Annotated in this window: 23 protein-coding genes; 4 read left to right on the top strand and 19 right to left on the bottom strand. The window is 67.6% G+C overall.

The window, feature by feature from the left end:
- Nucleotides 1-67: 67 nt before the first annotated feature.
- Entirely contained in the window at nt 68-1,570 is a 1,503-nt protein-coding gene (scpC, locus tag BLT64_RS15305; protein ID WP_011750535.1) for a succinyl-CoA:acetate CoA-transferase ScpC, read from the bottom strand.
- A gap of 138 nt (nt 1,571-1,708) precedes the next feature.
- Nucleotides 1,709-2,152 carry a DoxX family protein gene (locus tag BLT64_RS15300; protein WP_011750536.1) on the bottom strand — a complete coding sequence of 148 codons (444 nt, stop codon included), beginning with the start codon at nt 2,150-2,152 and terminating at the stop codon, nt 1,709-1,711.
- 104 nt (nt 2,153-2,256) lie between these two features.
- On the opposite strand from BLT64_RS15300, the gene BLT64_RS15295 reads away from it, so the two are divergent.
- Nucleotides 2,257-3,168, top strand: coding sequence for a LysR family transcriptional regulator (locus BLT64_RS15295; RefSeq protein ID WP_011750537.1), 912 nt, complete (start codon nt 2,257-2,259; stop codon nt 3,166-3,168).
- Here the strand turns inward: BLT64_RS15295 and BLT64_RS15290 are convergent.
- The 10 genes from BLT64_RS15290 to coxB all read right to left on the bottom strand — a co-directional run bounded on the left by BLT64_RS15290 (nt 3,131) and on the right by coxB (nt 12,044).
- Entirely contained in the window at nt 3,131-4,531 is a 1,401-nt protein-coding gene (locus BLT64_RS15290; protein ID WP_011750538.1) for an FAD-binding oxidoreductase, read from the bottom strand. The genes BLT64_RS15295 and BLT64_RS15290 overlap by 38 nt on opposite strands.
- Nucleotides 4,531-5,112, bottom strand: a complete 582-nt coding sequence (locus tag BLT64_RS15285; protein ID WP_011750539.1) for a GNAT family N-acetyltransferase — start codon at nt 5,110-5,112, stop codon at nt 4,531-4,533. Before BLT64_RS15285 ends, BLT64_RS15290 begins: the two co-directional genes overlap by 1 nt.
- Nucleotides 5,112-6,377, bottom strand: a complete 1,266-nt coding sequence (locus tag BLT64_RS15280) for a M16 family metallopeptidase (protein WP_011750540.1) — start codon at nt 6,375-6,377, stop codon at nt 5,112-5,114. The genes BLT64_RS15285 and BLT64_RS15280 overlap by 1 nt, the downstream gene beginning before the upstream one ends.
- Nucleotides 6,374-7,762, bottom strand: a complete 1,389-nt coding sequence (thrC, locus tag BLT64_RS15275; RefSeq protein WP_011750541.1) for a threonine synthase — start codon at nt 7,760-7,762, stop codon at nt 6,374-6,376. The genes BLT64_RS15280 and thrC overlap by 4 nt, the downstream gene beginning before the upstream one ends.
- A 9-nt stretch (nt 7,763-7,771) precedes the next feature.
- The gene (locus BLT64_RS15270; RefSeq protein WP_011750542.1) at nt 7,772-8,443 is read right to left on the bottom strand and encodes an SURF1 family protein; all 672 of its coding nucleotides are present in this window, start codon (nt 8,441-8,443) and stop codon (nt 7,772-7,774) included.
- A gap of 65 nt (nt 8,444-8,508) precedes the next feature.
- On the bottom strand, nt 8,509-9,333 hold the full coding sequence (locus tag BLT64_RS15265; protein ID WP_011750543.1) for a cytochrome c oxidase subunit 3: 825 nt from the start codon (nt 9,331-9,333) through the stop codon (nt 8,509-8,511).
- 34 nt (nt 9,334-9,367) lie between these two features.
- A complete protein-coding gene (locus tag BLT64_RS15260) occupies nt 9,368-9,955 on the bottom strand; it encodes a cytochrome c oxidase assembly protein (RefSeq protein WP_011750544.1) in 588 nt (195 codons plus the stop codon).
- Nucleotides 9,952-10,221, bottom strand: a complete 270-nt coding sequence (locus tag BLT64_RS15255; protein WP_041530670.1) for a cytochrome c oxidase system small membrane protein — start codon at nt 10,219-10,221, stop codon at nt 9,952-9,954. Before BLT64_RS15255 ends, BLT64_RS15260 begins: the two co-directional genes overlap by 4 nt.
- Nucleotides 10,221-11,138 carry a heme o synthase gene (cyoE, locus tag BLT64_RS15250; RefSeq protein ID WP_011750546.1) on the bottom strand — a complete coding sequence of 306 codons (918 nt, stop codon included), beginning with the start codon at nt 11,136-11,138 and terminating at the stop codon, nt 10,221-10,223. Before cyoE ends, BLT64_RS15255 begins: the two co-directional genes overlap by 1 nt.
- Before the next feature lie 9 nt (nt 11,139-11,147).
- Nucleotides 11,148-12,044, bottom strand: a complete 897-nt coding sequence (gene coxB, locus BLT64_RS15245) for a cytochrome c oxidase subunit II (RefSeq protein WP_011750547.1) — start codon at nt 12,042-12,044, stop codon at nt 11,148-11,150.
- A 160-nt stretch (nt 12,045-12,204) separates the two neighbouring features.
- Between coxB and tldD the strand changes: the two genes are divergently transcribed.
- The 3 genes from tldD (at nt 12,205) to BLT64_RS15230 (ending at nt 17,407) form a co-directional block, all read left to right on the top strand.
- Nucleotides 12,205-13,626 (top strand): metalloprotease TldD, encoded by a 1,422-nt coding sequence (tldD, locus tag BLT64_RS15240; RefSeq protein WP_041530465.1) that lies wholly within the window; start codon nt 12,205-12,207, stop codon nt 13,624-13,626.
- Nucleotides 13,627-13,723: 97 nt separating this feature from the next.
- Nucleotides 13,724-14,980, top strand: a complete 1,257-nt coding sequence (gene dprA / locus BLT64_RS15235) for a DNA-processing protein DprA (RefSeq protein ID WP_011750549.1) — start codon at nt 13,724-13,726, stop codon at nt 14,978-14,980.
- Between the two features lie 291 nt (nt 14,981-15,271).
- Nucleotides 15,272-17,407 carry an OmpA family protein gene (locus BLT64_RS15230; protein ID WP_011750550.1) on the top strand — a complete coding sequence of 712 codons (2,136 nt, stop codon included), beginning with the start codon at nt 15,272-15,274 and terminating at the stop codon, nt 17,405-17,407.
- A gap of 91 nt (nt 17,408-17,498) precedes the next feature.
- Here BLT64_RS15230 and phoB read toward each other — a convergent pair whose 3' ends face one another.
- The 7 genes from phoB to aroC all read right to left on the bottom strand — a co-directional run bounded on the left by phoB (nt 17,499) and on the right by aroC (nt 24,708).
- Nucleotides 17,499-18,188 (bottom strand): phosphate regulon transcriptional regulator PhoB, encoded by a 690-nt coding sequence (phoB, locus tag BLT64_RS15225; protein WP_011750551.1) that lies wholly within the window; start codon nt 18,186-18,188, stop codon nt 17,499-17,501.
- 3 nt (nt 18,189-18,191) lie between these two features.
- Nucleotides 18,192-18,902 carry a phosphate signaling complex protein PhoU gene (gene phoU, locus BLT64_RS15220; RefSeq protein WP_011750552.1) on the bottom strand — a complete coding sequence of 237 codons (711 nt, stop codon included), beginning with the start codon at nt 18,900-18,902 and terminating at the stop codon, nt 18,192-18,194.
- 17 nt (nt 18,903-18,919) lie between these two features.
- The gene (gene pstB / locus BLT64_RS15215) at nt 18,920-19,717 is read right to left on the bottom strand and encodes a phosphate ABC transporter ATP-binding protein PstB (protein ID WP_011750553.1); all 798 of its coding nucleotides are present in this window, start codon (nt 19,715-19,717) and stop codon (nt 18,920-18,922) included.
- A 20-nt stretch (nt 19,718-19,737) separates the two neighbouring features.
- Entirely contained in the window at nt 19,738-21,081 is a 1,344-nt protein-coding gene (pstA, locus tag BLT64_RS15210) for a phosphate ABC transporter permease PstA (RefSeq protein ID WP_011750554.1), read from the bottom strand.
- Nucleotides 21,078-22,268 (bottom strand): phosphate ABC transporter permease subunit PstC, encoded by a 1,191-nt coding sequence (gene pstC, locus BLT64_RS15205; protein WP_011750555.1) that lies wholly within the window; start codon nt 22,266-22,268, stop codon nt 21,078-21,080. The genes pstA and pstC overlap by 4 nt, the downstream gene beginning before the upstream one ends.
- A gap of 60 nt (nt 22,269-22,328) precedes the next feature.
- Nucleotides 22,329-23,357: a substrate-binding domain-containing protein gene (locus BLT64_RS15200; protein ID WP_011750556.1), complete on the bottom strand. Its 1,029-nt coding sequence runs from the start codon at nt 23,355-23,357 to the stop codon at nt 22,329-22,331.
- 250 nt (nt 23,358-23,607) lie between these two features.
- Nucleotides 23,608-24,708, bottom strand: coding sequence for a chorismate synthase (gene aroC, locus BLT64_RS15195; protein WP_011750558.1), 1,101 nt, complete (start codon nt 24,706-24,708; stop codon nt 23,608-23,610).
- Between the last annotated feature and the right edge of the window lie 713 nt (nt 24,709-25,421).

The following is a 25,421-nucleotide window of genomic DNA, read 5'->3' as shown; positions in this document are numbered from 1 at the left end:
GACGGGGGCAGAGCCCCCACCCCCGGGTCACGCAGGAAACGCCCCGCCGACGAAGTGGGGCGTTTTCTCATTCCGGCTTCATGCTGCCGCCGCGGCGCAGGCGGTCGTGCCAGCTCAGCGCCTCCTCGATCAGGTGCGGCGTATGCCCGCCCCGTGCCAGCGCCCGGCCATGGTAGTCCTCCAGCGCGTCGCGCCATTCCGGCGCCACGCAGTTTCGCAAGACCACCTGCGCCCGCTCGCGCGGGGACAGGCCGCGCAGGTCCGCCAGCCCCTGCTCGGTGACCAGGATGTCCACGTCGTGCTCGGTATGATCGACATGGCTGACCATCGGCACCACCGAGGAAATCCGCCCGTCCTTGGCCATGGACTTGGTGACGAAGACCGACAGATAGGCGTTGCGCGCGAAATCGCCCGAGCCGCCGATGCCGTTCATCATCTGCGTGCCCATGACATGGGTCGAGTTCACGTTGCCGTAAAGGTCGAATTCCAGCGCCGTGTTGATGCAGATCAGCCCCAGCCGCCGCACCACCTCGGGGTGGTTGGAAATCTCTTGCGGGCGCAGCACCAGCTTGGGCTTGAACTCGGCAAAGCGCGCCATCACGTCGCGGTATTTCGGCGCCGAAAGCGTGATCGAGGAGCCCGAGGCAAAGACCATCTTGCCCGCATCCATCAGGTCGAAGGTCGAATCCTGCAAGACCTCGCTATACATGGTCAGGTCGTGGAACGGGCTGTCGACAAAGCCGTGCAGCACCGCGTTCGCAATGGTGCCGATGCCGGCCTGCAGCGGGTGCAGGTGGCTGGGCAGGCGGGACTGCGCGACCTCGTGCTTCAGGAATTCGGTCAGGTGGCCGGCGATGGCGCGGGTCTCGGCATCCGGGTCGTGGATGGTCGAGGACGAGTCGAGCTTGGTCGAGATCACGATGGCCGCGATGCGCTCGGGCGGCACCGGGATGAAGGGAAAGCCGACGCGGCTTTCCGGCGTCACCACCGGGATCGGCGTGCGGGTCGGACGGTAGGTCGGGATATAGATGTCGTGCAGCCCCTCCAGCGCCTCTGGCTGGCTCAGGTTGATCTCGACGATCACCTTCTCGGCCAGAAGCGCGAAGCTGGCGGAATTGCCGACCGAGGTGGTGGGGACGATGCCCCCGGTCTCGGTGATCGCCACCGCCTCGATGATGGCAATGTCCACCGGCGGCAACTGGCAGGTGCGCAACTGCTCGACCGTCTCGGACAGGTGCTGGTCGATATACATCACCTCGCCCGCGTTGATCGCCCGACGCAGCGCCGGGTCGGACATGAAGGGGATGCGGCGCGACAGCACCTTGGCCTCGGCCAGCGTCTTGTCCAGATCGTTGCCCAGCGACGCCCCGGTCATCAGCGTGACCTTCAGCGGCGCGGCCTTGGCGCGCTCGGCGAGCGCCATGGGCACGGCCTTGGCCTCGCCGGCGCGGGTAAAGCCGCTCATGCCCAGCACCATGCCGTCGCGGATCAGGCTTGCGGCCTGATCGGCACCGACCACGCGCTCGCGCAGAGCCTTGTGGCGGATGCGGTGAAGGTAATTCTCGGTCATGGCGGCCTCCCTGATCTTGGCGGGATGATTAGGCGCAAAGCCGGGAACTGACAAATCAACCCAGCCATGCGCGCAAGGAAAAGCCGGCCCGAAGGCCGACTTGCGCAACATCGTTTCCCACTCGTTACCGACAGCTTGTCAGCGGCGCTTGCCCAGCGACCAGGCCCCGTCGCCCAGAAGCGCCAGCGCAACCATGGTGATGGCCCAGAGCACGGGGTATTCCCAGCCGCCGCCCGGATTGCTGAAGGTGAAGCCCGCACCGCCATGCCCGAACCAGGCGGCGCCCAGCAGCACGGCAACCATCGCCAGCGCGACCTGGCGGGTAAAAAGCCCGGCGATCAGCGCCAGGCCGCCCAGGATCTCGGCCAGGATGGTCAGGTAGCCCAAGGCGCCGGGCAGGCCGATGGACTGGAAATAGCCCGCCGTGCCCGCGGGAGTGAAGACCACGAGCTTGATCAGCCCGTGGACGAGGAACCAGGCGCCGGTCGAGACCCGCAGGATGAAGGCGGCGATGTCGGCATTGCGCTCGGCCAGGGTCGGGGTCGGTGCCAGGGTCGGGGCGCTTTGGCTCAGGTCGGTCATGGTGTGTTTCCTTGCAACTGTTCGTTGCGCATCAGATAGCCCTTGGCCATTGTCGCGAAAATTGCCATATTCGTGGAAACATTGTCGCCACTTTGGGGATGCAGATGGACAGGATCGACGGCATCCGCGCCTTTGTCGCCGTGGTCGATGCAGGATCGTTCACCCGCGCGGGCGAGCGGCTGGGGATCTCGAACAAGCTGGTCAGCAAATATGTCGCGGCGCTGGAGGGGCAGCAGGGCGTCACGCTGCTTAACCGCACCACCCGCGCGCTGTCGCTGACCCCGGCGGGCGAGCGCTACCTGACCGCCGCCCGCCGCGTGCTGGCGGCGGTCGAGGAACTGGATGCGCAGGCCCATGCCGAGGAGGGTGCGCTGACGGGCCGGCTGCGCATCACCGCACCCGTCGCCTTTGGCGAGATGTTCGCGACCACCCTGACCCGCGATTTTGCCCGTGTGCATCCGGGCATCGATATCGACCTGAACCTGTCGGATCGCTATGTCGACCTGGCGGCCGAGGGCTTCGACCTGGCGCTGCGCATCGGCCAGCTTCCCGATTCCAGCCTGATCGCCCGCCGCATCGGCCAGACCGAGACCTGGGTGGTGGCCAGCCCCGCCTATCTGGCCGCGCATCCACGCCCGAACCGGCCCGAGGATCTGCGCGACCATGTGAACATCCGCGACAGCAATGCCCAGAATCCGGGCCGGGCCGTCTTTCTGATCGAGGGCAAGGCGGTCAGCGTCCCCTTGCCCGGCCGCATCACGGTCAACAGCGCCCAAGCCGTGCGGCGGTTGGTGCTGGAGGGCGAGGGCGTCGCGCTGATCCCCAGCTTCGTCGTCGCCCGCGACGTGGCCGAGGGCCGGCTGGAACGACTGCTGCCCGGTTTCGTCCGCCCGCAACTGGACATCCAGGCACTGTATCTGCCGCGACCCTTCCTGCCGCCACGGCTGACGGCCTATCTGGACCACCTGCGGATGGGGCTCAGCCCGCTGCTGAAAGCACCGCGCCCGGATTCATGATGCCCAGCGGATCGAGCGCCGCCTTGATCGCTCGCATCGCCGCCAGCCGCACCGGATCGCCCCAGCGGGCCAGATCGCCGGTCTTCAGCCGCCCCACGCCATGCTCGGCCGAGAACGAGCCGCCGCGCGCGACCACCATGCCATGCACCCGTTCCGACAGCGCCTTGCGCCGGTCGTCATAATCCGCGCGATGGCGTCCCGGCGCCGGGAACAGGTTGTAATGCAGGTTGCCGTCGCCCAGATGGCCGAAGCAGTTGATCCGCACCCCCTCGCCCGACAACGCCGCGCCGGCATCGCGGATGAAGCCGGCGATTTCCGACAGCGGCAGGCTGATGTCATGGCTGGCGACGGCGCCGATGCGGCGGTTCGCCTCGGGGATATGTTCGCGCAGGTGCCAGAAGCCCGCCGCCTGCGCCCCCGATTGCGCGATCACCCCATCGGTGACAAGGCCGCGCTCCATGGCATCCATGAGCAGCCCCTCCAGCGCCGCCTCGGGGGCCATCCCTTCGGGCAGGCCAACCTCGACCAGCACCGACCATTCCACGCCGGGCAGGGGCTGGCGGATCTCGGGCAGCACCTCGGCCAGAAAGGCCAGTCCCTGCCCGCCGATCAGCTCGAAGGCGGTGACGCCGCCGGCCATGCGCCCCTCGGCCAGCGCAAGAAGCGTCAGCGCCGCCTCGGGCGAGGGCACTTGCAGCATGGCGGTGCCGATATTCGGCGGCGGCACCACCAGCTTGAGGCTGGCGGCGGTGATGACGCCCAGCGTGCCCTCGGCCCCGATCAGCAGGTCGCGCAGGTCGTAGCCGGTATTGTCCTTGCGCAGCCGCTTCAGGTCGTGGACGACCGAGCCGTCGGGCAGCACCGCCTCGATGCCCAGGCACAGCGCGCGGGCCGTGCCATAGCGCAGCGCGGTGACGCCGCCGGCATTGGTCGCAAGGCAGCCACCGATGGCCGCGGTGCCCTGGCTCGCCAGCGACAGCGGGAACAGCCGGCCCGCGCCCTCGGCCGCGTCGCGCACGGCTTGCAGGGTCATGCCGGCCTCGGCCACCAGCACGTTCTCTTCGGGCCAGACGCCGCGCAGCGCGGTCATCCGCTCCAGCGACAGGATCAGCGGCGCCGGACCGTCGGGCATCACCTGGCCCGCGACCAGCCCGGTGCCGCCGCCGCGCGGCACGATGGCGACGCGGGCCTCGGCGCAGGCGCGGACCACAGAGGCGACCTCATCGGTATTGCGCGGTGCGGCGACCAGCCCGGCATGGCCCCGCCAGCGGCCGCGCGGCTCCTCCAGATAGGCGGGCGTCACCTCGCGCAGCACGCCGGCGGGCAGGCGCGCGGCCAGGGCGTCGTCGGCGGGATTCAGCATCAGCGCACCTCGGTCTTGCCGCGCCGGTCGTGGCGCAGGTTGGAATAAAGCACATGATTGCGCCAGCGGCCGTTGATCTGCAGATAGCTTTGCGCGACGCCCTCATACTTGAAGCCCGAGCGTTCCAGCACCCCGCGCGAAGGGGTGTTCTCGGGCAGGCAGGCGGCCTCGATGCGGCTCAGGTCCATCTCGCTGAACGCATGCTGCACCAGCGCGCCGATGGCCTCGCGCATGTAGCCCTGCCGGGCGAAGGGCTGGCCGATCCAATAGCCGATGGTCGCCGATTGCGCCGGGCCGCGGCGGATATTGTCCAGCGTGATCGCCCCCAGCAGCGTGCCGTCGCGCCGGATCAGGAACAACGGCAGCGCCGTGCCGTTGCGGCTGGCGCGCTGCGCCCAATAGACCCGGTTGGTGAAGCTGCGCTTCGACAGGTGATCGGGCGCCCAGACCGGCTCCCACGGGGTCAGGAAGGCGCGGCTTTCGACCCGCAGCGCCACCCATGGCCCGAAATCCGCATGCGCCGGCAGGCGCAGCACCATCCGCTCGGTTTCCAGGCGCGGCGGACGGCGGCGGGAGAACATCAGGCGGCAAGCCTTTCGGCAAGCACCTCGCGCGAGGGCGCGCCCTCGACCGGCCCGTAAAGCGCCAGCGCCGGACGGGCATGGGCGATCAGCCGCTCGGCATGGGCGCGGATAGCGGCGACGGTCACGGCGTCGATGCGCTCGGCCACCTCGGCGGGATCGGGCACCCGGCCCCAGATCGAGAGCGAGCGCGCCATGCGCTCGGCCTGGCCGGTCGGGCTTTCCAGGCCCATCAGCAGCCCGGCCTTGAGCTGCGCCCGCGCGCGGGCCACCTCGGTCTCGGTCATGTCCTCGGCCGAGCGTTTCAACTCGTCCACGGTCAGCGTGGCCAGGTCGGCGATCTGCTCGCCCGAGGTGCCGGCATAGATCGTCACCATGCCGGTATCGTCATGAAAGCCGCTTTGCGCAAAGATCGAATAGCACAGGCCCTTTTCCTCGCGCAGCTTCTGGAACAGGCGCGAGGACATGCCGCCCCCCAGCGCCGAGGTCCAGATCTGCGCGGCATAGAAATCGGGCGCCTGATAGCCCGGCCCCTCGAAGGCCAGCGCGAAATGCGCCTGCTCCAGCCCCTTGACGCGACGGGCCTCGGCGCCCTGCCAGCGGGCGGGCTCGCGCTTGGTCAGGGCACGGGCCGGCAGATGGCCGAAGATCGCCTCGACCTGGCGCAGGATGCGGTCGTGCTCGACCGCGCCGGCGGCGGAAACGATCATGCGCTCGGGGCCGTAATGTTCGCCGATGAAACCCGACAGGTCGTCGCGGCCGAAGCGGCTGACCCGCTCGGCCGGCCCCAGGATGGTACGGCCCATGGGCTGGTCGGGATAGGCCGCCTCTTGCAGCCAGTCGAAGATCACATCGTCGGGCGTGTCCAGCGCCTGGCCGATCTCTTGCAGGATCACGCCGCGCTCGACCTCGATCTCGCGCTGGTCGAAGACCGGATTCATGACGATGTCCGAGATGACGTCCAGCGCCAGCTCCACATCCCCCGCCAGCACCCGCGCGTAATAGGAGGTCACGTCGCGCGAGGTATAGGCGTTGATATAGCCGCCGACATTCTCGATCGACTCGACGATCTCCAGCGCGCTGCGCCGCGCCGTGCCCTTGAAGGCCATGTGTTCAAGGAAATGGGCGATGCCGTTCTGCTCGGCGCGCTCGTCGCGGCAGCCGGCATTGACCCAGATGCCGATGGCGGCGGAATGCAGGCCGGGCATGTCGCGGCTGACGACACGCAGGCCGTTGGGAAGGGTGCTGATGCGGATCTGGCTCACACTGTTCTCCGTTCAAGGATCAGCGATTTAATGGCATCGGCGTCATTTGCAATACGGGTGATGCGTTCGTCGCGCTGGAACAGGTCGGCCATGTGCGGCGGCAGAGGCGGGCGAATGCCGATGGCGGCCTCGACCGCATCGGGGAATTTCGCCGGATGCGCGGTCGACAGGCTGACCATCGGCACGCCGGGACGCATATGCTCGCGCGCCACCTTCACGGCGACGGCGGTATGCGGGCAGATCACCTCGCCCGTCTCCTCGCGGATGGTGGCGATCATCGCCGTCGTCTCCGCCTCCGAGGCGCGCCCCGAGACATAGGTCTCGCGCAACTGCTGCAACGCGCCCTGGCTGATGGCGAAGCCGCCGGATTTCAGCTCGTCCATCAGCCGCGACACGGCATTGCCGTCATGGTCATAGGCCAGCCACAGCGCGCGTTCGAAGTTCGAACTGACCTGGATGTCCATCGAAGGGCTGATCGAGGGACGGGCGGTGCCGACGCGGTATTCGCCGCTGGTCAGCGCCCGGTGCAGGATGTCGTTCTGGTTGGTGGCCACGATCAGCTTGCCGATGGACAGGCCCATCGTCCTGGCGATGGAGCCGGCGAAGATATCGCCGAAATTGCCGGTCGGCACGGTGAAGTCCACCTCGCGCCGCGGCGCGCCAAGGCTGACGGCGGCGGTGAAGTAATAGACGATCTGCGCCAGCACCCGCGCCCAGTTGATCGAATTGACGCCCGCAAGCCCGACCGCATCGCGGAAATCGTGGTCGTTGAACAGATCCTTCAGCCGCGCCTGGCAATCGTCGAAGGTGCCGTCGACCGCCAGCGCATGGACGTTGGCGTCGGCAGGCGTGGACATCTGCCGGCGCTGCACCTCGCTGACGCGGCCATGCGGATACATGATGAACACGTCGACATTGGACAGGCCCCGGAACGCCTCGATCGCGGCCGAGCCGGTATCGCCCGAGGTCGCGCCAAGGATCGTGACCCGCTGCCCCGAGCGCGCCAGCGCCAGCTGGAACAGCTGGCCGATCAGCTGCATGGCGAAGTCCTTGAAGGCCAGCGTGGGCCCGTGGAACAGCTCCAGCAGGTGATGGCCGGGCGCAAGCTGGACCAGCGGCGCACGGGCGATATGGTCGAAGCCCTGATAGGCCCGGGCGATGGCATCGCGCAACTCGGCATCGTCGAAGCTTTCGCCGACGAAGGGGCTGATGACGCGCCGCGCGACCTCTTCATAGGGCAGGCCCTCGAAGCGGGCGATCTCATCGGCCGAGAACATCGGGATCGCCTCGGGCAGGTAAAGCCCGCCATCCCGCGCCAGCCCGGTCATCATCGCCTGTTCGAAGTCCAGGACCGGAGCCCGCCCCCGTGTCGAAACGTAACGCATCGCGTCCCCCTAGAATTGCCGCTGCCTGATACGCCAGATCAGCGCCACTGTCATCCCTGCCCAAACCGCAGCGATCATGAACCATTGCGCGGCATAGCTCAGGTGGTTGTTCGGAATGCCCTCGACCGCGACCGGGATCGGCCGCACCCCCTGCGCATCGCCCCGCACCTCGGCCGCCACGACCAGCACCGGCTCGGTCCCCAGCTGCGCGGCCATGGCGGGCACGTCGCGGGCGAACCAGACATTCTCGGTCAGGTTGGGCTCGGGCGTGGCGCTGCCCTTTTCGTCGGGCCAGTGCAGGTTGCCCGCCACCTCCAGCCGCACCGGCGGGCGCGGGGCACGCTTGTGGTCCTGATCGACGAAGCCCCGATCCAGCAGGATCCTGCGCCCGTCATCGGTGACGAAACCCGAGACGACCTGATAGCCGCCGCCCGCCTCGCGCGTGCCCGACAGCACGTCGATCTCCTGACCCGTGGTCTGGCCCGAAACCAGCACCGGCATGTATTTCATCGACGGATTCACCGCCGCCGGCAGGGGCACGGGCCGGCCCTCGATCCTTTGCTGAATCTGGGCGATCAGCCCTTCTTTCCAGTCCAGCCGCTGAAGCTGCCACATGCCCAGCGAAATCAGGATGGCGCAGCCCACCACACCGACGATCAGCGGGAACAGGTAACGGCGCATGGGTGGGCCTCCAAAGCAAACGGCGCGGGAACATCTGCCCCGCGCCGTGGAAATCTCTGTCGGGATCAGCGGCCCCAGATATAGATCACGACAAAGAGGAACAGCCAGACCACATCGACGAAATGCCAATACCAGGCGGCGGCCTCGAAGCCGACATGCTGCTTCTGGGTCATCTGGCCCTTGAGCAGGCGGATCAGGCAGACGAACAGGAAGATCGTGCCGATGATGACATGGGCACCGTGGAACCCGGTGGCCATGTAGAAGGCGCCGGCATAGACCGTATCGGCCAGGCCAAACGCCGCGTGGCTGTATTCATAGGCTTGCAAGCCGGTGAAGCAGACGCCCAGGATCACCGCGACGATCAGCCCGTTGATCGTGGTCTTGCGATCGCCTTCATGCACGAAGGCATGGTGCGCCCAGGTCACGGCAACGCCCGAAAGCAGCAGGATCAGCGTGTTGATCAGCGGCAGGTGCCAGGGGTCGAAGGTAACGATGCCCTCGGGCGGCCAGACGCCGTCCTTGATCGGGCTGTCCGGTCCCATCGGATACAGGGCGTTCTTGATGAAGGCCCAGAACCAGGCGACGAAGAACATCACCTCGGACATGATGAACAGGATGAAGCCGTATTGCAGGCCGATGCGCACCACCGGGGTATGTTCGCCCGTCTCGCCCTCGTTCACGACATCGGCCCACCAGCCGAACATGACGTAGAGCACGCCCACCAGACCGATCAGGAACATCCACGGCCCCTCGACAGGAAGCCCGAAGAAGGTGATGCCCTTCATCCAGGCGACCGCGCCGGTCAGCATCACGAAGGCGCCGATCGCGCCGAAGAACGGCCAGATCGATGGCGGCAGGATCTGATAGTCGTGGTTCTTTACATGGGCCATGGCTGCATTTCCGGCTGTTGCTGGTTCTTGTTGCTCAGTTTACGGTCGGTTCCGTTTTCGCGTCCAGCGCCGCCTGTTTGGGCGCGGGCGGATCGGTCCGATGGAAGGTATAGGACAGGGTGATGTCGCGGATGCGACCGGCGTCGCGGTCGTTCACCAGATCGGCATCGACGAAGAAGCTGACCGGCATCTCGACCCGCTCCCCCGGCTGCAGGGTCTGCTCGGTAAAGCAGAAGCATTCAATCTTGTTGAAGAAATAGCCGGCCGCATCGGGCGCCACGTTATAGCTCGCCGTGCCGGTCACCGGCTCGTCGGTGTTGTTGATCGCCTCGTAGAAGGCGATGGCGTTCTCGCCGATCTTCAGCTCCATCTCGCGCTGCATCGGGCGGAAGGTCCAGCCGAGATTGCTGTCCGCATTGGCGTCGAAGCGCACCCGGATCTTTTCGTCCAGCACCGTGTCCGACGCGGCCTCGGCCACGTTGGTGGTGCCGGCAAAGCCGGTTACCTTGCAGAACCAGGAATAGAACGGCACCGCCGCCCAGCTGAGCGCACCCATCAGCACCACGACGCCGGCCAGCATGGCCACGGTGCGGGTGTTCGACCTTGGCTTCCCGCCGCTCATTGGTTCGCCTCCTGCGTGACGCCCTGCGTGGCGGCAGGGGTGCCCGGCGCGGCCACGGGCGCGGCATTCGGCGCCGGCGGATCGGGATCGGGCGGCAGCATCGAGGCGCGCGGCCGGTGGTCATAGCCCTGCATCATGTCGCCCTGGGTGATCTTGACCACCGAGAGCCCGAAGACCAGCGCGACGAAGGCCAGCAGCACGACCAGCAGGCCGATGTTCCGGCTGCGGCGGCGCTTGTGCAACTCATGCTCGACCTGGGGCAGCATCACCATCCTCCGACCCAGTGCTGGACCAGCAGCGCCAGGAAATGCAGGAAGGTGTAATAGAGCGACAGGCGGAAATAACGCTTCTCGACCCGGTAGCCATCGGCCTGGGCCTGGTCCTCGCTGCGGCGCAGGATCTGCCAGCCGCCGGCGATGAACAGCGCATTCAGCACCACCGAGACCGCCAGGTAGAGCGGCCCGCCGACCGAGGTGAAGCCCAGCCAGAGCGCAAAGGGCGCGAGCACCAGCGTATAGGCGAAGATATGGCAACGCGTGACCTTGCGGCCATGGGTCACGGTCAGCATCGGCACGCCGGCCTTGGAATAGTCGTCCTTCATGAACAGCGCCAAGGCCCAGAAATGAGGCGGCGTCCAGAAGAAGATCAGCGCGAACATCAACAGCGACTCGATGCCGATGCCGCCGGTGGCGCAGGCCCAGCCGATCATGGGCGGGAAGGCCCCGGCCGCGCCGCCGATGACGATGTTCTGCGGCGTCGAGCGTTTCAGCCAGATCGTATAGACCACGGCATAGAAGAAGATGGTGAAGGCCAGGAACCCGGCCGCGAACCAGTTCGCCGCCAGCCCCAGCATCATCACCGACAGGCCCGACAGCGCGATGCCGACCGCCAGCGCCTCTTGCGAGGTGACGCGGCCCGAGGGCACGGGACGGCCCGCGGTGCGACGCATCACCGCATCGATGTCGGCGTCATACCACATGTTGAGGGCGCCCGAGGCCCCGCCCCCCAGCGCGATGAACAGCACCGCGCAGAAGGCGACGAAGGGGTTGACCGGCTGCGGCGCGATCCACAGCCCCACGAAGGCCGTGAACACCACCAGCGACATGACGCGCGGCTTCAGAAGCGCGACATAGTCCCCGAAGCCCGCCTCGGCAGGCCCCTCATATGCGTTGATATCGGCCACGGCCCGGCCTTACTCTGCCGAGGCCAGCTTGACGGGGCTGGCGGGCAGGTAGTCCGAGGCGTCGGCGGCGAATTCCTCTTTCGCGCCGGCAAGCCAGGCTTCGTATTTCTCCTGGCTGACCGCCTTGACGACGATGGGCATATAGGCGTGGTTGATGCCGCAAAGCTCGGAGCACTGGCCGAAATAGACGCCCTCCTGGTCGACCGAGAACCACAGCTGCGCGATGCGGCCCGGCACGGCGTCCTGCTTGACGGCGAAGGCGGGGATGGTCCAGGCGTGGATCACGTCGGTCGCGGTCACCTGGACCAGGACCTTCTTGCCGACCGGAACCACGACCGGGTTGTCGGTCGCCAGCAGATACTCGTCCTCGGAATAGCCGGCATCGGCCAGGGCCTCTTTCTCCAGCATCAGCGCGTCGAAGGCGACGCCGTCATTGGGGTATTCATAGGACCAGTACCACTGGTGGCCGATGGCCTTGATCACCAGGTCGGGATCGTTCGGCATCTCCTGGCTGCGGAACAGGATCGGCAGCGAGAAGGCCCCGATCGCCACCAGGATCAGCACCGGGACCAGGGTCCAGATCACCTCGATCGGGGTGTTGTGGGTAAAGCGCGCCGGCACCGGATTCGCCCGGCGGTTGAAACGGACGATGCAGATCAGCAGCAGCAGGCAGACGAAGATCGTCACGGCCGTGATGATGTAGAGCACGAAATGATCCAGCCATTGCTGGTCATGCGCCAGCGGGCTCGACGCCGGTTGGAAGTTCATCCCGCCGTTCACCGGCTTGCCGATCACCGGCAGATCGCCCAGCACGTCCTGCGCCAAGGCCGGCACGGCCGTCATCGTCGCAACTCCCAGGCTCATCACCGCCGCCACCCCGCGGCGCTTGGTCGCAATTGCCATCATCCCATCCCGTTGCCTATCATGCCGCCGGCAGGCCCCTGTCCTGAGGCCGCCGGCATTCGGTCCTGCACCAGAACCATATCTTACCCCGGCGGGCAAGCCATACCTATCGACTTCTTGTCAAAAAAGCCCTAGGCGGGGCTTCATGACAAGGACCGGTTCCATGACAGACGCTTCGTTTTCACCCTTCCGGACGCATCTCGATCAGGACCGCGCGCTGCGCATCCTGCGCGACGCCCTGGCCGGCGCGGATGACGGCGAACTTTTCCTGGAACGCTCCCGTTCCGAGGCGCTGGTCTTCGACGACGGCCGGCTGCGCACCGCAAGCTATGATGCCGAGCAGGGCTTCGGCCTGCGTGCCGTGCGGGACGAGGTCACCGGCTATGCCCATTCGACCGAGATCGACGAGGCTGCGCTGAAGAAGGCGGCCCAGACCGTGCGGCTGGCGGTCGGCGCCGGCGGCGGCACGCTGGCCCTGCCGCCCGAGGGCGAGATCCGGCCGCTCTATGCCGCCATCGACCCGGCCGAGGACGTTCCCTTCGCCGCCCGCGTGGCCCTCCTGCGGGAAATCGACGCCTTCGCACGCGGGCTGGACCCGCGCGTGGTGCAGGTCTCGGCCAGCATCGCCACCTCGGTGCAGGAGGTGGCGATCCTGCGCCCCGAGGGCGGGCTTGCCACCGATATCCGGCCGATGGCACGGCTCAACGTCTCGGTGATCGTCGAATCGAACGCGCGGCGCGAGTCGGGCACCGCCGGCGGCGGCGGGCGCATCGGCCTTGCCGGCATGGTCGCCCCCGAGCACTGGCAGGGGCTGGTGCGCGAGGCGCTGCGCATCGCGCTGGTCAACCTGCGCTCGGTCCCCGCGCCTGCCGGAGTGATGGATGTGGTGCTGGGTCCGGGCTGGCCCGGCATCCTGCTGCACGAGGCCGTGGGCCATGGGCTCGAGGGCGATTTCAACCGCAAGGGCCATTCCGCCTTTGCCGGGCTGCTGGGCCGGCGCGTCGCGGCGCCCGGCGTGACCGTCGTCGACGACGGCACCATTCCCGACCGGCGCGGCTCGATCTCGGTCGATGACGAGGGCACGCCGCCCGGCCGCAACGTCTTGATCGAGGACGGGATTCTGGTCGGCTACATGCAGGACCGGCAGAACGCCCGGCTGATGGGGGTGGCACCCACCGGCAACGGCCGGCGGCAAAGCCACGCCCATGCCCCCATGCCGCGCATGACCAACACCTTCATGCTGGCGGGGTCCGAAGATCCGGCCTCGATCCTTGCCGGACTCGAGGACGGCATCTATGCGGTCGGCTTCGGCGGCGGGCAGGTGGACATCACCAACGGCAAGTTCGTGTTCTCGTGCACCGAAGCCTATCGGGTCAGGAACGGCCAGGTCGGCGACCCGATCCGCGGCGCAACGCTGATCGGCGACGGCGCCACCGCGCTGGAGCAGATTCGCGCCATCGGAAACGACCTGTCGCTGGACCCGGGAATCGGCAATTGCGGCAAGCAGGGCCAATGGGTTCCGGTCGGCGTCGGCCTGCCCACGCTGCGCATCGGCGGGCTGACCATCGGCGGGTCTGCGGCCTGAATCGCTTGTATTCCAATATCTTGAAGGATTCCTTGGGCCGCTAACCCATTCTTAACCATTGCCATGCCATGACTCGGCCTGCGGATGAGGCAAAGGCATGGACACGATGGCAAGGCTGCTTTCTTCGGATCCCCAGTATACCCCTCCCGGGCCTAAGGGGGACGGGCTTGCCATCCTGCGCCTCATCCGCTCGCGCAGGGTCGGGCCGGCGACCTTCCACCGGCTGCTGGACGAGCATGGCAGCGCCGAAGCGGCATTGGCCGCCCTGCCGGCCATCGCCCGCGCCGCAGGGGTCGAGGATTACGCCCCCTGCCCCAGAGCCGCGGCCGAGGCCGAGATCGCGGCCGGCCATCGCGCCGGCGCCCGACTTCTGACCTGGGGCGACCCGGACTATCCCGCTCTGCTGCGCGAGGTGGCCGATGCGCCTGCGGTGCTGTGGCTGCGCGGCGACATATCGGTTCTGGCGCGCATGCCGGTGGCGGTGATCGGTGCGCGCAACGCCTCGTCGCTGGGCTTGCGCATGGCGCGCGGCATGGCCTCGGGCCTGTCGCAATCGGGCGCGGCGGTCGTCGCGGGCCTCGCGCGCGGCATCGACACCATCGCGCATGAAGCCGCGCTGCATGGCGGCACCATCGCGGTCATGGCCGGCGGCATCGACAAGATCTATCCCGGCGAGAATGCGGCCCTGGCCGAAGAAATCTGCGAAACCGGCCTGCTCGTTACCGAACAGCCGCCGGGAACCGAGCCCGTGGCCCGGCATTTCCCCGCCCGCAACCGCATCATCTCGGGCCTGTCGCGCGCCGTGGTGGTGGTCGAGGCTGCATATCGTTCCGGCAGTCTGATCACCGCGCGCTGCGGGCTGGACCAGGGGCGCGAGGTGATGGCGGTGCCGGGCCATCCGATGGATGCGCGGGCCGGCGGCTGCAACGCGCTGATCCGCGACGGCGCGACCCTGGTGCGCAATTCGGCCGATGTGCTGGCGGCGCTGCAATCGAACGACCCCATAGCCGCGAAGCAGGCACCGGCGGAAAACCCGGTCGAGGCCACCCCCGCCGCGGTGGCAGCGATGCCCGTACAGGTCCGACAACCAGCCGCGGTCGCCCGCCGGCTTGCGGAACTGGGTCACGGCATCCACCACAGGCCGATGATGGGCAGGCCGCGCGACGCGGGCGGTCCGGTGAACCTGGAAGGACGGATCCTGGCCCGGCTGGGCCCCAGCCCGACCGAGGAAAACATGCTGATCCGCGATCTCGGGGTGCCGGCAGCCGTCCTCGCGCCTGCCATCCTGGCGCTGGAACTGTCCGGTCGGGTGCAGCGCATCGCCGGCGGCAAGCTGGCGCTGAACGGCGGTTAAGGGCCGAGTTGGGACCGATCCAGCCGCTTCTGCCCCCGAGCCGCGCGGGATGGACGACCGGCGCTATCGCCAACAGGGCTTTGCCGACCGCTTTTTCAGCACGCCGAAGCATTTGCGAAACGACACCGCCAGCCTCCAAGAAGGCCGCGAGGAATCAATGCGCATCACCGTCCCGCCGCGTGCCCACTGCTCCTGAACCGTAATCACGGCGCGGTCACGCGCTTGTTTGGGAACTGGGCCCTCCGCCAAAGGTTGACGAACGATCCAGCGACCATCGGAAAGAGGACCGACATGCGCCGCATCTACAAGACGACGACAGCGATCGTGACCAGCCTGTCCCTGATCGCCCCGCAACTGGCGGTGGCGCAGGACCAGCAGGCCCCCGACACCGGCGAACAGGTCATCCTGCCGCAGGACCAGCCCGGCCAGCCCGAAACCGAGCAGGCGCAGGAGCCGCAGTCCGCGCCCGAACCCGCTCCGGCAGAGGCGGAGGCAGAGGCCGAATCCCAGGCCGAGCCCGAGAGCCCCGGCGAGCCGCAGCCCCAAGCCGATGCGCCTGAAGCCGCAGAGCCGCCCCCCGAACAGCCGCAAGAAGGCGGCCAGCCATCCGACGATCAGCAGGAACCGCAACCTCGGAGCGAAGCGGCCCCCGAGGAGCAGGAGACCTCGCCCCCCGCAGCAAAGCCCGAAGTGACGCGGGCCGAAGAACCCCAGGCCAAGCCGCCCGTGGTCGAGGCCGCCGAGCCGCCGGCCAAGCCCCAGGCGGCCCAACCCGACCAGGCGGCGGATCAGGATGGGCTTCCCGCGCCCAAGCCCGACACGCCAGACGCCGTCACCACAACCGATCCGGCCCCGGCACAGAAGCCGCAGGCGGACGCGGCCGATCCGCAAGGCTCGCGCCCCGCCGCTCAGCCCGAAGCAGCCCCGGATGCCGAGACGCAGGCCACGACGGAAACCACGCCCGCAGAGCCGCGTCCCGAACAGTCCGACGAGCCGCCGACGGCTGCGCCCGACGCCCAGCAGGACGACGCCGCGCACCAGGCGCCCGGGGCGGAACCGCCCCAGCCGGCTGAACAGCAGGCCGATGACGCTCCGGCCACGGAGACACCGGATGCGCAGGAATTGGAGCGCCGCTTGCAGGAGCAATCGCAAGAGGCCGCGCCCCAGCCGGACCAGTCCGACGAACAGCGCGCCGAAGACGGCCAGCGCCCGGACGCGCAAGAGCTGGAAGGCCGCTTGCAGGAACAGGCCGACGGCCAGGCACAGCCGGAGGCCGAGCAGGCCACAGAAGTGCAGGCACCCGAAGTCCAGGCCCAGCCGAATGCCGTGGCGCAGCGCGCCGCCGAAGAGGCGGCCCCCGCAGCGGCAGCCGCACTGTCGGCCGGCGAGGAGCAGGAGGAGGGCCAGGGCGAGTTGAACGAGGTGCAGATCACCGACGAGAACGCGCGCAGTTCGGCCGAGGAATTTGCCACTTCGGTCGCGCAGGGCCTGCAACAGCAACAGCCGGCCGAGGCCCCGCAAGAGGAAGCCCGCCGCGACGACGGCGACGATACGGTCAAGGACATCGCCAAGCTGCTCCTGGCCGGCGCGGCTGGCATGGCGGTCGGCAAGATGCTGTCGAACGACCGGCAGGTGGCGCTGAACACCGGCGACCGGGTCGTCGTCACGCTGCCCGACGGCAGCCAACAGGTGATCAAGGACGACAACACCCTGCTCTATCGGCCCGGCTCGAACGTGCGGACCGAGACCTTCGACGACGGCTCGACCCGGACCACGGTGCTGCGCGAGGATGGCAGCCGCGTCGTCACCATCCGCGACGCGAACATGAACATCCTGCGCCGTACGCTCATGCGCGCCGACGGCACGGAAACCCGGCTCATCGACGATACCGAGGCGCAACCCGTGCAGATCTCGACCCTGCCCGCGCCGCCGCCGGTCCGCATCAACCGCGAACGGCTGGACGAGGCCGCGCTGCGCGAGGCGCTGCGCCGCGAGGCGGCGATCGATCGCCGCTTCAGCCTGGGCCAGATCCGCAACATTCCCGAGGTGCGTGCCCTGGTCGCGCCGGTGAACGTGCCCGAGATCACCTTCGACACCGGCTCCTCGGCCATCACCCCCGACCAGGCGCAAGAGCTCGCGACTCTGGGCAAGGTGATCCGCGACAGCATCGACCAGGACCCGCGCGAGATCTACATGATCGAGGGCTATACCGACGCCGTCGGCTCGGATGCCGCCAACCTGGCCTTGTCGGACCGCCGCGCGGAATCGGTGGCGCTGGCCTTGACGGAATATTTCCAGGTGCCGCCCGAAAACATGGTGGTGCAGGGCTATGGCGAGCAGTTCCTGCTGGTGCCGACCGACGGGCCCGAGCGGCAGAACCGCCGCGTCGCCGTGCGCCGGATCACCGACCTGCTGGCGCAGAACTGACTGCGCCGACCCGAAAAGGAAACCGCGGGGGCGACCCCGCGGTTTTCGCTTGCCCGGCAAGCCCGGGCTTCGTCTGTCCGGCCGTGCCGGCTCAGCCCAGCGAATAGCCGGTGCCGCGCACCGTGCGCACCGGGTTGTTGCCGCCATTGGCCATCAGCGCCTTGCGCAGCCGCCCGACATGCACGTCGATGGTGCGGGTATCGACATAGATGTCGCGGCCCCAGACCCGGTCCAGCAGTTGCTCGCGCGTCCAGACCCGGCCGGGCTTCTCCATCAGCGTGGAAAGCAGGCGGAACTCGGTCGGGCCCAGATGCACCGGCTGGCCGGCGCGGAACACCCGATGCTCGCCCGCATCCAGGATGATGTCGGCAAAGCTGAGCCTTTCGCCCATCGAGGCCGGGCGGGTGCGGCGCAGTTGGGTGCGCAGCCGCGCCATCAGCTCGACCACGGAATAGGGCTTGACCACATAGTCGTCCGCGCCCGTCTCCAGCCCGCGCACCCGGTCCACCTCTTCGGAGCGCGCCGACAGCATGATGATCGGGATCTGGCGCGTCGAGGGGTCGGCCTTGACCCGGCGGCAGATCTCGATGCCGCTGACATTGGGCAGCATCCAGTCCAGCACGATCAGGTCGGGCTGCTCCTCGGCGACCAGCAGCATCGCCTCGTCGCCGTTCTCGGCCAGCACCACGTCGAAGCCCTCGGCCTCGAGGTTGTATTTCAGCACCTCGCGCTGTGCGCCTTCGTCCTCGACGACCAGGACACAGGGTTGGGTCTGCGCCATGGATCAGGCCCCCTCCATGCGCGGCACGCTTTCACCCTTGGGCCGCGGCTCGTCGGGCAGTTCGCCGGTGGCCAGATAGATCACCTGCTCGGCGATGCCGGTGGCATGGTCGCCCATGCGCTCGATGTTCTTGGCGATGAAATGCAGGTGCATGCAGGCGGTGATGTTGCGCGGATCCTCCATCATATGGGTCAGGAACTCGCGAAACAGCGCGTTATACATCTGGTCCACCTCCAGGTCGCGCTTGCGCACGTCGGCGGCCAGCGCGGCGTCGCGCTGGATATAGCTGTCCAGGGCGTCCTTCATCATCGCCTCGACCGTGGCGGACATGCGGCGCAGCGCCATGCCGGCGCCCTCGATGGCGGGCATCTCGGCCAGAACGTCGCTGCGCTTGGCGATGTTCTTGGCGTAATCGCCCACGCGCTCGAGGATATGCGAGATCTTGATGACCGACAGCACCATGCGCAGGTCGGTCGCCCGCGGTGCGCGCAGCGCGATCAGGCGCGCTGCCTCCTCGTTGATCTGGTGCTCCAGCGCGTCGACGGCCTTGTCGCGGCGGCGGATGTCGTCGGCCAGTTCGCCGTCGCGGGTCTCCAGCGCGATGGCGGCGTCGTGGATGGCGCTTTCGACCATGCCGCCCATCTTGACGACCAGCGCCTGCACGGTTTCCAGGTCGCGGTCGAAGGCAGAGAGGATATGGCGTTCGTTGTTCATGTCAGCTCCTGTCCGGCCTAGCCGATGCGGCCCGAGATATAGCTTTCGGTGCGCGGATCGCGCGGATTGGTGAAAATGTCGTCGGTATTGCCGTATTCCACCAGATTGCCCAGGTGGAAGAAGGCGGTCTTCTGGCTGACGCGCGCCGCCTGCTGCATGGAATGGGTCACGATCACCACCGAGAATTCGGCGCGCAGCTGGTCGATCAGTTCCTCGACCTGGCTGGTGGCGATCGGGTCCAGCGCCGAGCAGGGCTCGTCCATCAAGAGCACTTCGGGCTGGGTCGCCACGGCGCGGGCGATGCAAAGCCGTTGCTGCTGGCCGCCCGACAGGCCGGTGCCGGGATCGGCGAGCCGGTCCTTGACCTCGTTCCACAGCGCGGCGCCGCGCAGCGATTTCTCGACGATCTCGTCCAGCTCGGCGCGGTTGCGTGCCAGGCCGTGGATGCGGGGACCGTAGGCCACGTTGTCATAGATCGATTTCGGGAAGGGGTTCGGTTTCTGGAACACCATGCCGACGCGGGCGCGCAGCTGCACGGGGTCCACGCGCTTGTCATAGATGTCCTCGCCGTCCAGCATGATCTTGCCCTCGACCCGGCTGATGTCGATGGTGTCGTTCATGCGGTTCAGGCAGCGCAGGAAGGTCGACTTCCCGCAACCCGAAGGACCGATGAAGGCGGTCACGGTCTTGTCCAGCAGGTCGACGTTCACGTCCCTGATCGCGTGCTTTTCGCCATACCAGACCTGCACGTCCCGCGCCGAGATCTTGATTTCCGTCTGGTCCACGCTGCGCTCCAGAAGTCTCATGTCGTTCATATCGGGTCTCCTTCCCGGGATTACCACCGGCGCTCGAACTTGCGGCGCAGGAGAATGGCAAGCAGGTTCATGCAGAGCAGGAACGCCAGCAGCACGATGATCGCCCCCGAGGCACGCTCGATGAAGGCGGGGTCGGCGCGTTGGGTCCAGTTATAGACCTGGACCGGCAGGGCCGAGGCCGGCTCGAACAGCCCGTCCGGCGGCGCCGAGGGGAAGTTCTTGACGAAGGCCACCATGCCGATCAGCAGCAGCGGCGCGGTCTCGCCAAGCGCCTGCGCCAGGCCGATGATGGTGCCGGTCAGGATGCCCGGCATGGCCAGCGGCAGGACGTGGTGGAACACCGACTGCATCTTCGAGGCCCCGACCCCCAGCGCCGCGTCGCGGATCGAGGGCGGCACCGCCTTCAGCGCGGCGCGGGTGGCGATGATGATCGTCGGCAGCGTCATCAGCGTCAGCACCAGGCCGCCGACGATGGGCGCCGATTGCGGCAGGCCGGCGAAGTTGATGAAGGCGGCAAGGCCCAGGATGCCGAAGACGATGGAGGGCACCGCCGCGAGGTTCGAGATGTTGACCTCGATGATGTCGGTCCAGCGGTTCTTGGGTGCGAATTCCTCGAGATAGATCGAGGCGGCGACGCCGATCGGCACCGCGAGCGCCAGCACCACCAGCATCATGTAGAGCGAGCCGAGGATGGCGATGCCCACCCCCGCGGCCTCGGGGCGCTGGTCCGAGGCGTCGGGGCTGGTCAGGAAGGACCAGTTCCACTCCGTCGCCAGCATGCCCTGCGCCTTCAGCGCATCGGCAAGCTGCAACTGCGCCGGCGAGGTATTGGCGTCGCGCGCAGCACTCTCCATGCTGACGCGGCCCTTGTAATAGCCGTCCACCCGGCCGTTCACCAGCACGCGGGCCTCGACGGTCTGGCCGATCAGTTCGGGATCGGCCAACACGCGATTGCGCAGCTGCGCCGAAGCCTCCTTGGAGATCAGGTTCGAGACGTCCTTGGCCGACAGCTCGGCGACGGCGATGCCCTTGTCGGCGATGGCCTGTTGCAGCGACTGCTCCAGGATCTTGCCATAGGTCAGGGTCAGGACCTTGCGGATGTCCGCGGGGTCGCGATTGCCGTTCTTGTCCAGCTGCGCCGCATCCAGCGCCACCGGGATTTCCAGATAAGTCTGCCGAAAGGCGCCGACGCCGCCGGTGACGATGGTAAAGAGCAGGATCACCAGCATGATCATCGAGATCACGATGGCGCCCAGCCCATAGGCGCGGAACCGCGCCTCGGCGGCGTTGCGCTTGCGGGTGCGCGGATCGGCGACCAGCAGCGAGGACCGGGGCTGCGCGCCGTCGAGGGTTGCATCGCTCATTCGTATTGCTCCCGGTATTTGCGCACGACGTAGAGGGCGACGATGTTCAGCCCCAGCGTGATGACGAACAGGGTCAGGCCAAGCGCGAAGGCGACCAGCGTCTCGGGTGCGGCGAAGTCGTTGTCGCCGGTCAGCTGGCTGACGATCTTGACGGTGATCGTGGTCATCGCCTCGAACGGGTTCAGGTCCATGCGGGCGGCGGCGCCCGCGCCCAGGACGACGATCATCGTCTCACCGATGGCGCGCGAGGCGGCCAGCAGGACGGCGCCCACGATGCCCGGCAGGGCGGCGGGCAGCACCACCTTGCGCACGGTTTCCGATTGCGTCGAGCCAAGCCCCAGCGCGCCGTCGCGCAAGGATTGCGGCACCGCGTTAATGATGTCGTCTGAAAGCGAGCTGACGAAGGGGATCAGCATGATGCCCATGACCAGCCCCGCCGTCATCACCGACGAGCCGGAATTGCCCAGGCCCAGCGGCTGGGCGAAATAGTCGCGCAGCATCGGGCCCACGGTGATCAGCGCGAAAAGGCCGTAGACGATGGTCGGGATGCCGGCCAGCACCTCGATCATCGGCTTGGCGACCCCGCGCAGCCGGGGCGAGGCGTATTCGGACATGTAGATCGCCGCGAACAGCCCGATCGGCACCGAAACCGCCAGCGCGATCAGCGAGATGTAGAGCGTGCCCCACAGCAGCGGCAGGATGCCCAGCTGCGAGCCGCCGCCGAAGCGCGGCGACCATGTGGTGCCGAAGAAGAAGTCATGCCAGGGATACTGCCGGAAGAAATGCCCCGATTCGAACAGCATCGAAAAGACGATCCCGGCGGTGGTCAGGATGGCGATGCTGGAACACAGGATCAGCAGGCCCTTGACCATGCTTTCGACCGCATTGCGGGCCCGGAAGCCCGGCGCGCTGCGGACAAGCGCGAAGCCAAGCCCGGCAGCGGCCAGGACCAGCGCCAGGATCGCGACGGGCGTCGCATTCGCGGCCGGTTGCACAAAGCGCCAGATGGCGATCAGGAACAGCGCCGGCAGCGCCGTCAGCAGCGCCGCGTTCCAGCCGTGATAGCTGGGCCGCGAATGCAGCCGCCGCACGTCGCCCCCGGCCAGCGCGACGACGCGCGCGCGGGTGACGAAATAGCCCGCGCCGGCAAGGGCAAGGACGAGCAGCAAGGTCCATGAGACAGGCATGTGAGCCCTCGGAACAGGGAAGGGAAGCGGCGCGGGGAACACGCCCCCGCGCCGGGCGGATCACTGGGCGAGGGTCGCTTCGTCGGCGACGGCCGCCTGCGTCGTCGCCAGTTCCGGGTCCGCCACCAGGCCATAGGCGGCCAGCGGCCCGTCAGGCCCCGCGAGTTCGTCCGAGACGAAGAATTCCGCGAATTCCTTCAGCCCCGGCACGGTGTCGATATGCTGTTTCTTGACATAGAAGAACAGCGGGCGCGAAACCGGGTATTCGCCCGAGGCGATGCTCTCGGTCGAGGGCTGGACGCCGGCGATGGTCGCGACCTTCAGCTTGTCGGTGTTGTTTTCATAGAAGGACAGGCCGAAGACGCCGATGCCGTTCTTGGCCGACTGGATGCGGGCCAGGGTCTCGGTATAGTCGCCGTCGATGTCGATGGACTTGCCGTCGGTGCGCAGCGCCATGCAGGCCGATGCGCCCTCGTCCTCGCCCTTCTCGGCCTTCAGGACCTCGGCGGCGCCCGATTCCTCGCAGCCCGCGGCGATCACCTTTTCCTCGAAGACCTCGCGGGTGCCGTGCTTGGTGCCGGGCACGAAGGCCAGGATTTCCTGGTCGGGCAGGTCCGAGCGGATCTCGTTCCACTTGGTATGGGGGTTCGGGACGACCTTGCCGTCGACCACGATCTCGGCGGCCAGCGCGTTGAACCAGTCGGCCGGGGTAAAGGCGAAATCGTTGCCGCCGATATCGCTGGCAAAGACGATGCCGTCATAGCCGATGCGGACTTCCATGATGTCGGTCACGCCGGCGGCCTTGCAGGCCTCGATCTCGCTTTCCTTGATCGGGCGGCTGGCATTGGCGATGTCGATGGTGTTGTCGCCCACACCCTCGCAGAATTTCTTCAGGCCGGCCGAGGAGCCGCCCGATTCGACCACCGGGGTCGGGAAATCGGTGTTCTCGCCGAAGGCTTCGGCGACGATGGTGGAATAGGGCAGCACCGTGGACGAGCCCGAGACCTGGATCTGGTCGCGGGCGGCAGCCACCGTGGCCGAGGCAGCGATCACGGCCAGCGCCGACACGGTGAGTTTCGCGGATTTCATAGGATCACTCCTGACATTTCCATGGGGCCGGATTCGGCCTGTGCGTTCTCTAGAACGCCGGTGCGACGGTTATGCGAAAGGAATGTAACAGTTCCGCGACAATCGAGATGCGTCTGGAAAATGGCGAAAAGCGCAGCCGGCCACGCTCCGTCCTTCTCTGTTCTCCAAATACTCCATGGGGTGAATTGGCCCGGCACGGGCCAAGAGGGGAACAGCGTTCCCCTCCCCTTTTCCCGCATCCGCGCCTTGCCTAGCCGATGGTGCCGCGCCGCCCGCCGGTCTGCGCCCGGTCCAGCAGCAGGTGGTCCAGGACCACGCAGGCCGCCATGGCCTCGGCGATGGGCACGGCGCGGATGCCGACGCAGGGATCGTGGCGGCCCTTGGTGATCAGCTCGATCTCCTCGCCCTTCCGGTTGATCGTCCGGCGCGGGGTCAGGATCGAGCTGGTCGGCTTGACCGCGAAGCGGACCACGATGTCCTGCCCGGTCGAGATGCCGCCCAGGATCCCGCCGGCATGGTTGGACAGGAAGCGCGGCCCCTCGTTGCCCATGCGGATCTCGTCGGCATTCGCGGTCCCGGTCAGGGCGGCCGCCGCCATGCCCTCGCCGATCTCGACGCCCTTGACCGCGTTGATCGACATCATCGCGGCGGCCAGGTCGGTATCCAGCTTGGCATAGACCGGGGCGCCAAGGCCGGGCGGGCAGCCCTGGATCAGCACCTCGACGGCGGCCCCGACGCTGTCCTGCGCCTTGCGGATGGCGTTCAGATAGTCCTCCCATGCCGGCACGGCACCGGCATCGGGCAGGAAGAACGGGTTGTTGCCGATCTCGGCCAGATCGAAATTCGCGCGGTCCAGATGCAGATCGCCCATCTGCACCATGTAGCCGGCGATCTTCAGTCCCGGCACCAGGTCGCGCAGCACCGCCTGCGCGACGCCCCCCGCCGCGACCCGCGCCGCCGTCTCGCGCGCGCTGGAGCGCCCGCCGCCGCGATAGTCGCGAATGCCGTATTTCAGGTGATAGGCGATGTCGGCATGGCCGGGCCGAAACGCCTGGGCGATCTCGCCGTAATCCTTGCTGCGCTGGTCGGTGTTCTCGATCATCAGCTGGATCGGCGTGCCGGTGGTCCTGCCCTCGAAAACGCCCGAGAGGATGCGCACCCGGTCCGGCTCCTGCCGCTGGGTGGTGAATTTCGAGCTGCCGGGGCGGCGGCGGTCCAGGAACTGCTGGATCCAGCCTTCGTCCAGCGCCACGCCCGGCGGGCAGCCGTCCACCGTCGCGCCAAGCGCCGGGCCGTGGCTTTCGCCCCAGGTGGTGAAGGTGAAGACGCGGCCGAAGGTGTTGAAGCTCATGGTTCCCGGATCCCCTTTTTGCCTGCGATAGCCGCAGGCAGGGCAAGGGGCAATCCCCAGCCCCGCCCGGCCGCGACTCGGCTGCGGACAAGGCCCGCCGCCGGGCGCATCGCGAATCGAAAATTTCAAAGAAATTACCCTTTTTCTTCAAACCGCAACGGCGTTTCACACGACGATCACGCCCGCCGGCGCATTGTGGTTATCGCAAGGCAGGCCGGCCATCCGCGCCATCGGACGCCGGGGGAAAGCGACAGCCCCGGAACCGATGGCGATGACCCGGCACACTGGCCACGAGGGCAGTGGACCATGTCTACGAAAGCTTTTCGGGACCCCGGGACCACCTCCTCGGGCTTGGGGAACACTATGCCTTATGGCGTCTGAAGCGCCGAGATCATGTTGAAACTGGTGTTAACGATTACGTCCATGAAGGTGCCGGCAACGGCTGTATTTCAGCCGAGGCCGGCACGATCACCCGCAACGATGACCCCATGCCGGGCCGGAACCGAAAGGATCCGGCCCGGCAACGCGCGTAAGGTGCCTCGTCGGGGCCACGAAGATAGCGACCTGCGACCGCCCGAAAACCTGTCTGCGACGGCATCACGAAGATGCGGGGCAAGGGCCAGCTGCGCCCTGCCCCGCATCGGGCGGGAACCCGCCGGCCCCCGTGGCGATTGGGAAACAGGGCCATCGCATGCAACCGATGCGGGTTGCCC

Origin of the sequence: Paracoccus denitrificans, assembly GCF_900100045.1 — a bacterium.
In the GTDB taxonomy this organism is placed as follows: domain Bacteria; phylum Pseudomonadota; class Alphaproteobacteria; order Rhodobacterales; family Rhodobacteraceae; genus Paracoccus; species Paracoccus denitrificans.
The sequence above is the reverse complement of the archived record's forward strand: the minus strand, read 5'-3'. Positions and strand labels throughout refer to the sequence as shown.

What these genes read in the sequence shown, in the direction of transcription:
- scpC (WP_011750535.1), bottom strand. Translation starts at nt 1,570, where the DNA reads ATGACCGAGAATTACCTTCACCGCATCCGCCACAAGGCTCTGCGCGAG.
- BLT64_RS15300 (WP_011750536.1), bottom strand. Translation starts at nt 2,152, where the DNA reads ATGACCGACCTGAGCCAAAGCGCCCCGACCCTGGCACCGACCCCGACC.
- BLT64_RS15295 (WP_011750537.1), top strand. Translation starts at nt 2,257, where the DNA reads ATGGACAGGATCGACGGCATCCGCGCCTTTGTCGCCGTGGTCGATGCA.
- BLT64_RS15290 (WP_011750538.1), bottom strand. Translation starts at nt 4,531, where the DNA reads ATGCTGAATCCCGCCGACGACGCCCTGGCCGCGCGCCTGCCCGCCGGC.
- BLT64_RS15285 (WP_011750539.1), bottom strand. Translation starts at nt 5,112, where the DNA reads ATGTTCTCCCGCCGCCGTCCGCCGCGCCTGGAAACCGAGCGGATGGTG.
- thrC (WP_011750541.1), bottom strand. Translation starts at nt 7,762, where the DNA reads ATGCGTTACGTTTCGACACGGGGGCGGGCTCCGGTCCTGGACTTCGAA.
- BLT64_RS15270 (WP_011750542.1), bottom strand. Translation starts at nt 8,443, where the DNA reads ATGCGCCGTTACCTGTTCCCGCTGATCGTCGGTGTGGTGGGCTGCGCC.
- BLT64_RS15265 (WP_011750543.1), bottom strand. Translation starts at nt 9,333, where the DNA reads ATGGCCCATGTAAAGAACCACGACTATCAGATCCTGCCGCCATCGATC.
- BLT64_RS15260 (WP_011750544.1), bottom strand. Translation starts at nt 9,955, where the DNA reads ATGAGCGGCGGGAAGCCAAGGTCGAACACCCGCACCGTGGCCATGCTG.
- BLT64_RS15255 (WP_041530670.1), bottom strand. Translation starts at nt 10,221, where the DNA reads ATGCTGCCCCAGGTCGAGCATGAGTTGCACAAGCGCCGCCGCAGCCGG.
- coxB (WP_011750547.1), bottom strand. Translation starts at nt 12,044, where the DNA reads ATGATGGCAATTGCGACCAAGCGCCGCGGGGTGGCGGCGGTGATGAGC.
- tldD (WP_041530465.1), top strand. Translation starts at nt 12,205, where the DNA reads ATGACAGACGCTTCGTTTTCACCCTTCCGGACGCATCTCGATCAGGAC.
- dprA (WP_011750549.1), top strand. Translation starts at nt 13,724, where the DNA reads ATGGACACGATGGCAAGGCTGCTTTCTTCGGATCCCCAGTATACCCCT.
- BLT64_RS15230 (WP_011750550.1), top strand. Translation starts at nt 15,272, where the DNA reads ATGCGCCGCATCTACAAGACGACGACAGCGATCGTGACCAGCCTGTCC.
- phoB (WP_011750551.1), bottom strand. Translation starts at nt 18,188, where the DNA reads ATGGCGCAGACCCAACCCTGTGTCCTGGTCGTCGAGGACGAAGGCGCA.
- phoU (WP_011750552.1), bottom strand. Translation starts at nt 18,902, where the DNA reads ATGAACAACGAACGCCATATCCTCTCTGCCTTCGACCGCGACCTGGAA.
- pstB (WP_011750553.1), bottom strand. Translation starts at nt 19,717, where the DNA reads ATGAACGACATGAGACTTCTGGAGCGCAGCGTGGACCAGACGGAAATC.
- pstA (WP_011750554.1), bottom strand. Translation starts at nt 21,081, where the DNA reads ATGAGCGATGCAACCCTCGACGGCGCGCAGCCCCGGTCCTCGCTGCTG.
- pstC (WP_011750555.1), bottom strand. Translation starts at nt 22,268, where the DNA reads ATGCCTGTCTCATGGACCTTGCTGCTCGTCCTTGCCCTTGCCGGCGCG.
- BLT64_RS15200 (WP_011750556.1), bottom strand. Translation starts at nt 23,357, where the DNA reads ATGAAATCCGCGAAACTCACCGTGTCGGCGCTGGCCGTGATCGCTGCC.
- aroC (WP_011750558.1), bottom strand. Translation starts at nt 24,708, where the DNA reads ATGAGCTTCAACACCTTCGGCCGCGTCTTCACCTTCACCACCTGGGGC.